This is a genomic window from Paenibacillus sp. NRS-1781, from assembly GCF_050467745.1.
Classification (GTDB): domain Bacteria; phylum Bacillota; class Bacilli; order Paenibacillales; family Paenibacillaceae; genus Paenibacillus; species Paenibacillus terrae_A.
Map to the genome: position 1 here is coordinate 1 of NZ_JBITPI010000025.1, position 9,890 is coordinate 9,890.

The following is a 9,890-nucleotide window of genomic DNA, read 5'->3' on the forward strand; positions in this document are numbered from 1 at the left end:
TATAAATGGCAACCAAACCTGTTCCTTCTTCGTTGAAAAATCCGCTTGTATTGTTCTTATCCACCACCGCACTTCCCGAGAAGATCGCTCCGTCCTCTCCAGGCGGAATTGCCGGTGGGAGTTCATCCCAATGCACTAGATCCTTGCTTACCGCATGTCCCCAATGCATGCGGCCAAAGTCAGGCCGCGTATCATGGGGCGTATGCTGGTAGAACAGGTGGTACTCTCCTTCATAGTAAACCAAGCCGTTGGGATCGTTCATCCAATTTTTCTCCGGTGAATAATGGAATTGAGGCCTGTATGTCTCCCTATAATAACTGTTTCGTGATCCTTTTCTGCTGTTATTGTCATTCGTTAGGTGCATGTCTTTAATGGTATCCACTCTCCTATTGATAGTTGATAAGGTGTTTAACAGCCCCAACCACCTTTTATATGTTTCAGCCTTGATCTTTAAGATATCGGTCGTAGCCTTTTTGTTTGATTTCCAGCCATTTGTCCAGTCCCAGTCTGGAAAGCTCGGCTTTATAATCCGCCCATTCTTCTTCCACTTTGCCTGTTTTGATCCATTCCGCCCGTTTGCGGTTAACGTAGGCAAATAAGTCTGTTTCCAAGGTAGAGATCTGCTTCTGATCTTCCAGCGAGAAGAAGACTTTCGGGAAATTGTGGTCAGCCTTCATATAAGGAACAAGTCTTTCTTTCATGAGCTTGAGCCGCCCTACTGCATCATCGGGCTTGGTCGTTACTTTTCCATAATACTCGTCAAGAATTGCCAATGGACCACCGATACTCGTTTTTTGCCGCAGCTCGACAGGAGCCGTTCCCTTAAGCGGAAGATGCTTCAGCATATGACTCGCTTCATCGTATTCAAAAATGTTCTGCTGAATTTTGTCGCCGTAGGTGCCCCAGTTGTCCTGTACGGACTGGATGGGATCATACAGCTGGTCAATCCATTTTGCCGTAAGCTCAAGATTTTTGTTGGCACTGGTAATCACCATTCTCCCCCGGTCAAAGCCGAGATTGTTCGTGCGGGTCACATTGACCTCACCGCTTGGCCCCGCGAGCGGGTTCATCAATTCATATTTATCGTTGTCTCCTGAAATATTCGCCTTATCCCATTGAAAGTAGAGACCATATTTTTCATTCTGGCCTTTGGCCAGATACGTGTTATAATCCTGCTCGAATGACTCCTCGTCGATCAGGTTCAATTTATATAGCTCATTAAGGTATTTAATCCCGTCTTTATAACCGTCCTGATCGGCGGTGAAGACCACTTTCCCCTCATTGGTCACTACAGTATGATCGCTGTTGTCCCCAAGACCAAATGATCCAAACAGAAAATTCAGGTCCTCATTGCCGTTATTGAGCATAAAGGACAGCGGGATTTCATCTGCTTGGCCATTTCCGTTAGGGTCGCCATTTTTAAATGCGAGCAGAACATTTTTTAAGTCCTCCGTCGTTTTTGGCATTTTAAGTCCCAGCTTTTTCAGCCACTCCACATTGATCCATGGCATGTCGTTTACAGAATGAATGCTCTCCTTCCCGGCCCCTAGCTCCTCAATCCAGGGAAAAGCATAAATATGCCCGTCCTGTGCGGTTATCATGGATTTGTACTCAGGTGCTTCCTTCAATACCTTCTGTAGATTCGGCATATATTTTTGAATCAAATCCTCCAGAGGGATAATGGTTCCATCCTGTCCGAGGTTCAACAAATCATAGTCGGAATAGCCGGCATCTAGCATGGCATCTGGAAGATCCCCGCTGGCAACAGCCAGGTTTCTTTTTTCCGTAAAGGAATCCGAGGTGAAGTTGGTAAAATCAATATGCACACCTGTTTTTTCTTCCAGTCTTTTATAAATCAGCTTTTCATTTGGATCAGAAGGTGCCAACGGCGAGCTTTGAGTCATAAAATGCAAGGTAACTTTCTCTTTAAGCGGCAGAGTGACATTTTCCAGCTTGTAATCTTCGGATGCCGCAGAATTATTGCCTGAGCCGCCGCATCCGGCTAGCAGTGAAGTAGAAAGCACCAGCACGGACAAGGTTAGTAATGTTTTTTTCATCTCTATTCCCCCGATTTGTTATTTGATCGAGCCTACCATGACACCCTTTTCGAAATACTTCTGGAAGAATGGATACATGACAATCAAAGGCAAACTTGATATGACAATGGCAGAGTATTTAATCATTTCGGACAATTTCTTAAGCTCCGCTTGCGCCAGCGCATCGGCAATCATACCAGGCTGAACCTGATTCTGTATCAAAATGGAGCGCAGCACCAGTTGAAGCGGAAACAGCTTGGGATCATCCAGATAAATCATGGCGTCGAAATAAGAATTCCATTGTCCGACAAAAGCGTATAAAGCTAGAACAAAAATAATAGGCTTCGACAATGGCAGGACGATTTTAAAGAAAATACTGAGCTCCGAAGCTCCATCTATGCTCGCCGCCTGAAACAGCTCTTTGGGAAGCCCCTGGAAATAAGTCTTTGCCAGAATAATATTGAATACGCTGATCGAGCCGGGCAGAATAATGGCCCACACCGTATTCAACATGCCTAAATCCTTAATCACCAGATAGGTTGGAATCAGACCACCACCGAAAAACATCGTTATCAGGAAAAAGATCATAATGGACCGTTTCCCTACCAGCCCTTCAATCGCAAGCGGGTAAGCCGCGAAGACGGAAAACAATACGGTTGCGAACGCAAAGGCTGCTGAATAAAAAATGGCATTAAAAAAACCGCGAATCATGGCACCATTGCTTAGGATTTTGGCATATCCCGTGAGTGTCCAATCGGATGATGTAATGGCAAACCCTTTGCTAATCAGGGTATTGGGAGTCAAAAAGGACGAAAGCACCACATAAACCAGCGGTAACAGAATAGCGAGAACAAACAAACCAAGCAGAATATAATTGATGATGATCAGAATCCGGTCCTTCCCGGTGTATTGAATATCCATAAATACCTCCTTCTTTAGTACAGCCCTTCCCCTTCGTTCAGCTTCTTGACGACGGTATTTACGAAAATCAGCAGGACCACGTTAATCACGGAATTGAATAACCCGATTGCCGTAGAATAAGCATAATCGCCGGATTGCAGCCCCACCTTGTATACATAAGTCGCGATGATTTCCGAGGTTGGCGTGTTCAGAGCCGTCTGCATCAGGTAAGCCTTTTCATAGCCGATCGACATGATGCCTCCTGCAGCGAGAATGAATAGGACAGCCATGACGGGTTTGAGAGCTGGCAGGTCAATGTGAAGGATTCTCTTCAACAAAGATGCGCCATCAATTGTTGCAGCGTCATGCAACTGCGGGTCCACATTGGCTAAGGTGGCTACATAAATGATTGAGGACCAGCCGGCTGTTTGCCATATACCGGACAATATATATACTGTTCGGAAATAGGCGGGATCAGTCATAAAAGAAATAGGCTTGCCGGTGAAGGCTGTTACCATGGCGTTCACTACTCCAGTCGGCGAAAGAAAAACAAACAGCATGCCGGCAACAACAACCACTGAGATGAAGTTAGGTGCGTATACAATAAGCTGAATATTCTTCTTGAGCTTCGCTCCTCTGATCAGATTTAGCATTAAGGCCAGAATGATGGGTACTGGGAAACCGAGAATAAGACCGTAAGCGCTTAGTTTAAGCGTATTCATTAAAATGTCATAAAAATTTGGTGATGAAAGAAAGCGTTGAAAATGTTCAAATCCAACCCATTCGCTGCCCATGATTCCTTTTCTTGGACTGAAATTTTTAAACGCAATGATCGAACCGTACATGGGAACATACTTGAAAATAACGGTAAGAATTATGGACGGAACCAGAAACAAATACAATATATAATTTCGAACCATGTAACTTAGCCAATGGTTTCTTTTTTTTGGTTCTGAATCCTTAACTCCCCTTTTTTGAGCGATCGAGTTTGCCAATCTTTTCCCCCCTACTGTTCACGGCTTGTTTTTAAAGACAGTAATAAGCCATGTTATGTCATCTCTCTGACATAAATACAAGATGTTTTGCAAATGCCTTACTGGTAATCCCCCCACCTCCAACATGATTAGAAATCTACACTTCCCCAAGATGAATGGGTTTACATTTTACATTTGAACATTTTTTCTCTTACAATTTAACAGGTGCACATTGAATAAGTCAATACATTTTGGCAACAAAATTCATTAAAAACACACAATTCAAGAGTAATATAATATTTAAAGCACAAAGTACCTTAAAAATGCATCTAATAAATAAACAAATGTAAACTAATTTTGTTCATTTGAATAATTTCATTGTTAAAAGCACGAAAATACTATATATTTAGAAATATGAAGAATCTTAATTCGGGAGAATAAGGTGGAACAATATGAAAAGGAAGTCAAAGGTTACTATTCAAGACATCGCCGATGCCCTGGGAATTTCCAGAAACACTGCATCCAAGGCGCTTAATGGAATAGAGAATATTCCTGCCGTAACGAGGGACAAGGTAATCAAAAAAGCAGTGGAGCTTAAATACAAACAATTTTCTTATATGGAAACAGCCTCTGAAAAACAGGGCAATATCGCACTTTTGACCTGTAATCTTCCCAATAGCTCACACTTTGGATCGCTGCTGATCAACGGGCTGGAGAAGGAAATCAGCAACCAGGGCTATACTTTATCCATTTATTTTGTCCGCGAGAACGATATCAATACGATGACCCTACCCGGTAATTTCGAGCCTTCGAATGTGGCTGGCATCTTCTGCATCGAGATGTTCAGCAAGGAATACAGCAAGCTGATCACGGAACTTGACATCCCAACCATTTTTATTGATTGCGCTGCAGATATGGTGTATCCGGAATTGAAGGCAGATCTGGTATTGATGGAAAATGAGCACAGCACATACTGTGTTACCCGGAAATTAATAGATCATGGCTATGAAAGCTTCGGTTTTGTAGGCGATTACAATCACTGCAAAAGCTTCAATGAACGCTGGACGGGATTCAATAAGGCCCTGGCAGAAGCCGGAATCACCTTGGACCCTGCCCATAGCATTATAGCGCCGGACCGCAATTTCTTTATAGAGGAGAACTGGATGGAGCAGCAATTGGATGCTCTGAGGGAGTGCCCCTCCGTCTTTATTTGCGCCAATGATTTCATTGCCATCAGCGTGATAAAATCTTTGAAAAACAAAGGGATTAAAGTCCCGGAAGATGTTGCTGTCTGCGGGTTCGATGATGCTTCAGAATCCCGGGTAGTCGAGCCCCATCTGACTACCGTACATATTTACAGTAGTCAGATGGGTATTATTTCAGCCGAAATGTTATTGTCCAGAATCAAAGATAATACCATGCCGTACCGAGTGACCCATGTTGCAACGGATATCTTATACCGGGACTCGACGCCTGTTTTAAACTAAATCTGCCAAGAGGTGAATCAAAGTGAAAAATGTTGGAACGGTTCTATGTGTGGGCGAGCTGCTCATTGATTTTTTCTGCACGGATATTGATGTCAATCTTGCCAAGGGTCAGCATTTCTCCAAGCAGGCCGGCGGTGCTCCAGCAAATGTGAGCGCAGCCGTAGCCAAGCTCGGAGGAAAAGCGTCATTCTTGGGAAAAGTCGGAGCCGATCCGTTCGGCATGTACCTGAAGCAAACTCTGGATGAGCAGCACGTGGATACGTCCATGCTCCTTTTTGATCCGGCAACACCGACTACACTGGCCTTTGTTTCCCTTGCCGCTAACGGCGAACGGGATTTCGTGTTCAACCGCGGAGCTGACCGTCAGCTGTCTCTGCAGGACATTGATAGGGAATGGACCCGGCAGGCTGCCATTCTGCATTTTGGCTCGGCAACGGCCCTGCTCGCCGATCCTTTCCGGGAAGCGTATTTATCTTTATTGGACGAGGCGAAGGCCAATGGGCAATTCACCTCCTTTGACCCCAATTACCGGGGGGACCTCTGGAAAGACAGGCTGGAGGAATTTATCGCACTGTCCAGAAGAGGAATACACAATGCGGATTTAGTAAAGGTAAGCGAAGAGGAATTAAGCATCATTACAGGGCTGACTGACCGCAATGCTTCATTGGATCTTTTGCATGGGTTGGGAGCCAAGACGGTGGCAGTTACCTTGGGGAAAGAAGGAACCCTCATCTCAAGTAGTGTCTCTCGTTCGCTAATCGGCAGTATTGCTGTCAAATCGATCGACTCTACTGGTGCTGGGGATGCCTTCGTCGGAGCTATGCTGTATCAAATCAGTCAGCTGAGTCAGGCTAAGGCATTTACCACCAACGGGAAGCAGCAGCAGGAATTTGTAACACTTGCCAATCAAGTCGGCGCCATCGTGTGCACCAAAGTTGGAGCGATTGCAGCCTTGCCGTCGCTGGAAGAAGTTAAGCGTTTCGTAGAGCAGGGTGAATCAAGGATTGAAGCGTAAGAACATAAAAAGGTGTCCGACGATCCTAAGGTCGCTGGACACCTTTTTTTGTAGAGATTCATCATTCTGGATCTTACGATTCAATCGCTCATAACAGCAGATACTGAGTGGTGTTATGGGATGGGGACTCGTAAGAATCAATCATGGAGCTTTCAACTGAAGCACTTGTGGTTTCCAGAAGGAATAACGGGAATCATTAAGTAAGAGTCGTATTCTTCCCCAGTATATATGGTGTGCGTTCCCTGATTAATATAGGGACTACTTGACATTTCAGGAAATTCGGGGCGCTTTAAAAGTTCGACTCCGGTGATAAGCAATTCTAGTTGTTCCCCGGCATGCCATTTCATCCCCATTGGCCAGAATCCAATTTCGACAGGAATAATCTCTTCGGGTTTAATTTTTTCTTGCGTTTTAAAGCTTTGTACTGGCTTTTCCAGTGTTGATTTCGTTGTATCAAGTTGGCGAAGAGATACTCTCATCCGTCCGCTAGCCCCGGCATAATAACGGTCATTAATAACTTTGATTGGGAGCTCCTTACCACTAGCATCTAGCTTCCTTACAAAAGCGAATACATCCATATCATTAAAATCTTCTGTGGATACCCATAAATGCAGCCTCATGTACCCAACAATTTCCATATCCTGTTCAAAGGATACCTTAAACGATACCCCTTTATCATCAGCAGTATATTTTATTTTGGCCTTTTTTCCTACAGTATCCTGGCTTAATGTATTGGAACTGGCATCCAGGTATAGTTTCATTAATTGTTGTCGTTCTAGTGGGAAGTCCTCCTCCTCCCGATTCAAAATATCTTGGTGACCTGGATCGAGCACAGCTAAACGGACCTTGGGGGTGTTGTTCCAGCCATTTTGCTCACTCTTGAGATAATAATCAAAGAATTTTCTTAAATCTTCAACATGCTGTGGATTGTAGTAATCGGGCCATTCGAAAGTGTTATGAATCCGAAGCCACTTTTCCTTAGATGATATTCGTTGCCAGCCCTCGAAGGTACCATAAGTGTGTAGAAGGTTCGTATAGCTAGCAACAATATAAGCAGGCACCTCTATGTTTTCTAAGGTTGGCGCTTTTTCTTCCCAGTATTCATTCATTAGCGGATATTTCCGCATCATGGCAGGCATATCTTCATAACTTGTATTTCCAATAAAGGAGCTAAAAATCATTTCAGTAAAAGAGAAGTCGGGTACCCCGCCTTTGAAGCAGGTCTCTCTAAATATATCACAAGCGCCTTCCCAAGGGGCAATAGCCGAAAGATGAGGCGGACGGTAAGAAGCAACATTCCATTGTGAAATGGCTAACCACGAATTTCCCGTTAATCCTACCTTACCATTGCTCCACTCACGTTCTGCAACCCACTCTATTAAATCGTATTCATCTTCAGCCTCCTGTTTTCCCCAAGCATGAATGTTCCCATCTGAGTTAAATACGCCACGTGGATCAGGATGAACGATGGCATATCCATGGTTTACCCAATATCCCGGATTAGGGCCTTCAAATTTATTAAGACCGTCTTCCTCTTTGGGAGCAACATCCATACGTCCCGGAAAAATATCGAGGGATAAGACACTGCCTCTCTTGCCATAAGGGCTCCATGCAACAAGTGTCGGTACATTCTTTTCATCTAGGGGACGAAATATATCAGTGTAAATGGTTGTACCATCCCTTAATTTCACTGCAACATCACGTTCACAGAGAATATCACATGGAATAGGCTGTCCATCTGTACGATGCACGGTTCCTTTCTTTATAATACTTGCGCTTGGTTCAAACCCAGGATATTCTGACTGTGAAATTGGTTTCGATTGCCGATATGTAATTTCGACATTGCCATTATCTTTGTATGACATTTCATGAACCTCCATTTATTTATGTAATATATTTCTACATTACTAATTTTAATCTAGCAAGTAGATATATAATATGACTAATAGAGTTTGAAATGTTGGATAACTGGCAAATGAATGCGCTTTGTCGATTAAAAAGACAGGAGGCAAAAAATTGTCTATTAAACAAGACTTGCGTGCACTACGAACGAAAAAATCTATCGAATGTGGGTTTACAGAATTGCTAAACATGAGTTCCTTCTCCTCTATTACTGTTCAAGACATAGCGAATAAGGCAATGATTAATCGGTCGACCTTTTATTTACATTTCCAAGATAAGTATGATCTTCTAGACAAGCTCGGGAATCGCATTATAGATGAGTTTTCCAGTTGCATTGAATTTGACGATATCAAACAATACAACAGCATTTTAAGAGTGGTGAGGCACATTCAAGCTAATGCAACGACTTACAGGGCCTTAATTTCAATAAATACGGAAACATTGAATTTTGCTGTTGAGATACAACGAATTTTTGAAAACTTATGCAATAATTGGATTTATCGCTATGAAATCAAAGAAAAATCTAAGGGGGCAGGTGATTACTTTTTGCGTTTATTTGCTTCATCCTGTTTAACAACGATTAAATGGTGGATTGAAGTAAACAATAATCTAACCGTAGATGAAGTGTCTGACTTGATCAATCAGTGTTTTGAACAGGGAATGAATAATTCATTTCGAATATAGAAATGGTTTACTGCTCATCGACAGGGGCTAAGCCACACGAAACCAACGTATACCTTGGCAGCGGCGGACGAAGAAAAACAACGAATCTATACAGAATCCACATTTCCAGACTTAAAAAAAGAGTGATGAAGGACGAAATTCAGCACATCCTTTTTGAAGACGAATCCATGATTCGCGATTACCAAGCGATTCAAAAATGAAAACACCCGATACGGTTGTGAACCGATCGGGTGTTACGTGTCCAGGTAGAAAAATGTTACTTTAATTCGTTTTGGGGACCAAGTTCAGATACGGATGCACGCAACCGGGCTGTAACCACTTCGTCGAATCAAGCCGCTGCTCAACGAGTTCTGTCGTGAGATAATTTTAATTTGAATAATAACGATAACTAACGTTTAAACAGTCTCATTTCCCCAAATGCTTACTAGATCATTGATTTGAAGCGATACGACCCTTAGTTCTCCGCCAATGGCGTAGAGTTCCAGCCCCCTGCTTTCCGAAGACCTCGACACTTGACCAATCCACGTAAATACTCAGTTGTACCCGTCCATGCTCTGGCTTCATAGGGGCCTTGTGTATTGCTGTGAAATCGGAAAGAAAATCAATGGCGCTCGATTTCGTCCGATCGACGAACAACTCCCCATTCGAGATATTGTATCCGATGATCGTCTCCTGATTGGAAGACTTCCGCACTTTGAACCCGTATTTCACGGCCGTACTGATTTCAAATTCTGCAATAATTTCTGACTTTGAATCAGAAATATGAATTAGTATCCATTTATTAGTATTATCATCCTCATCTACTCGGATTCGAAATATATCAGGACATTCAAATATCCCTCGGTGTATATGTGGAATGTCGGAACCGAATTCGCTTGCAAAAGACCATTCT

At 43.2% G+C, this 9,890-nt stretch carries 8 protein-coding genes and 2 pseudogenes; 4 read left to right on the forward strand and 6 right to left on the reverse strand.

Translation table 11 applies throughout. The features are described 5' to 3' along the window. From ACIFO6_RS10495 to ACIFO6_RS10510, 4 genes and pseudogenes are all read right to left on the reverse strand, one after another. Positions 1–364: pseudogene (locus ACIFO6_RS10495) on the reverse strand (glycoside hydrolase family 32 protein); the annotation flags it as partial. A 73-nt stretch (positions 365–437) separates the two neighbouring features. Then, the gene (locus tag ACIFO6_RS10500) at positions 438–2,057 is read right to left on the reverse strand and encodes an ABC transporter substrate-binding protein (RefSeq protein WP_430040629.1); all 1,620 of its coding nucleotides are present in this window, start codon (positions 2,055–2,057) and stop codon (positions 438–440) included. A gap of 18 nt (positions 2,058–2,075) precedes the next feature. Further along, entirely contained in the window at positions 2,076–2,957 is an 882-nt protein-coding gene (locus tag ACIFO6_RS10505) for a carbohydrate ABC transporter permease (protein ID WP_430040630.1), read from the reverse strand. Between the two features lie 14 nt (positions 2,958–2,971). Then, on the reverse strand, positions 2,972–3,856 hold the full coding sequence (locus tag ACIFO6_RS10510) for an ABC transporter permease (RefSeq protein WP_430040631.1): 885 nt from the start codon (positions 3,854–3,856) through the stop codon (positions 2,972–2,974). Positions 3,857–4,362: 506 nt separating this feature from the next. On the opposite strand from ACIFO6_RS10510, the gene ACIFO6_RS10515 reads away from it, so the two are divergent. After that, a complete protein-coding gene (locus ACIFO6_RS10515; RefSeq protein ID WP_430040632.1) occupies positions 4,363–5,397 on the forward strand; it encodes a LacI family DNA-binding transcriptional regulator in 1,035 nt (344 codons plus the stop codon). A gap of 22 nt (positions 5,398–5,419) precedes the next feature. Next, the gene (locus tag ACIFO6_RS10520; RefSeq protein WP_430040633.1) at positions 5,420–6,412 is read left to right on the forward strand and encodes a carbohydrate kinase family protein; all 993 of its coding nucleotides are present in this window, start codon (positions 5,420–5,422) and stop codon (positions 6,410–6,412) included. A 152-nt stretch (positions 6,413–6,564) separates the two neighbouring features. Here ACIFO6_RS10520 and ACIFO6_RS10525 read toward each other — a convergent pair whose 3' ends face one another. Beyond that, positions 6,565–8,277 carry a CocE/NonD family hydrolase gene (locus ACIFO6_RS10525; RefSeq protein ID WP_430040634.1) on the reverse strand — a complete coding sequence of 571 codons (1,713 nt, stop codon included), beginning with the start codon at positions 8,275–8,277 and terminating at the stop codon, positions 6,565–6,567. 151 nt (positions 8,278–8,428) lie between these two features. Here ACIFO6_RS10525 and ACIFO6_RS10530 point away from each other — a divergent pair, with 151 nt between their 5' ends. Then, positions 8,429–8,998, forward strand: a complete 570-nt coding sequence (locus ACIFO6_RS10530; RefSeq protein ID WP_430040635.1) for a TetR/AcrR family transcriptional regulator C-terminal domain-containing protein — start codon at positions 8,429–8,431, stop codon at positions 8,996–8,998. A 15-nt stretch (positions 8,999–9,013) separates the two neighbouring features. Beyond that, positions 9,014–9,195: pseudogene (locus ACIFO6_RS10535) on the forward strand (hypothetical protein); the annotation flags it as partial. Between the two features lie 232 nt (positions 9,196–9,427). On the opposite strand, the gene ACIFO6_RS10540 reads toward ACIFO6_RS10535, so the two are convergent. After that, on the reverse strand, positions 9,428–9,890 hold a 463-nt coding region (locus tag ACIFO6_RS10540; protein WP_430040636.1), incomplete at its 5' end, for a glycoside hydrolase family 32 protein.

What these genes read in the sequence shown, in the direction of transcription:
- ACIFO6_RS10500 (WP_430040629.1), bottom strand. Translation starts at nt 2,057, where the DNA reads ATGAAAAAAACATTACTAACCTTGTCCGTGCTGGTGCTTTCTACTTCA.
- ACIFO6_RS10525 (WP_430040634.1), bottom strand. Translation starts at nt 8,277, where the DNA reads ATGTCATACAAAGATAATGGCAATGTCGAAATTACATATCGGCAATCG.
- ACIFO6_RS10505 (WP_430040630.1), bottom strand. Translation starts at nt 2,957, where the DNA reads ATGGATATTCAATACACCGGGAAGGACCGGATTCTGATCATCATCAAT.
- ACIFO6_RS10515 (WP_430040632.1), top strand. Translation starts at nt 4,363, where the DNA reads ATGAAAAGGAAGTCAAAGGTTACTATTCAAGACATCGCCGATGCCCTG.
- ACIFO6_RS10510 (WP_430040631.1), bottom strand. Translation starts at nt 3,856, where the DNA reads ATGGTTCGAAATTATATATTGTATTTGTTTCTGGTTCCGTCCATAATT.